Genomic DNA, 430 nt, shown 5'->3' with positions numbered 1-430 from the left:
ATTGAATAAAGGTGTGGTACTCTTCCAGAATTTCAAAGTCACCGGCCAGTAGATCAATAGCGTAGGAGTTAGCTTTGGCAAAAATCTTAAACCGGCGAACTTCTTCTTGGCTTTCAGGATCTTGAATATCGTACTGATCTAAATATTCATAATGTGATATGCAGGATCGCGCTTCTTCATATAGACCCTGCTTTTGATACACGATAGATTCAGCCAGGTAACTATAGCCTATGTAAAATATGAGCGGCCTTCTCATGGGCAACTGAAGCGGGGATATGTCTCCATATTTTTGTTGAGTTTTGTATTGGTTCCTTGCGATTTTATGCATGTGACTTGCGATCTTTTTTGCTTCGTCCCAATCGTTCTGTTTGTAGCAGATGCGAAATAATTCAAAAGCTTTATCCAGAACATGATTGTTATCTGACAGTAA

General features: G+C 39.3%; 1 pseudogene. It reads right to left on the bottom strand.

The window, feature by feature from the left end:
* Window positions 1–430, bottom strand: a pseudogene (locus WFI24_RS34220) (DNA-binding protein); the annotation flags it as partial.

Source organism: Paenibacillus sp. USHLN196, from assembly GCF_037144955.1.
In the GTDB taxonomy this organism is placed as follows: domain Bacteria; phylum Bacillota; class Bacilli; order Paenibacillales; family Paenibacillaceae; genus Paenibacillus; species Paenibacillus xylanexedens_C.
The sequence above is the reverse complement of the archived record's forward strand: the minus strand, read 5'-3'. Positions and strand labels throughout refer to the sequence as shown.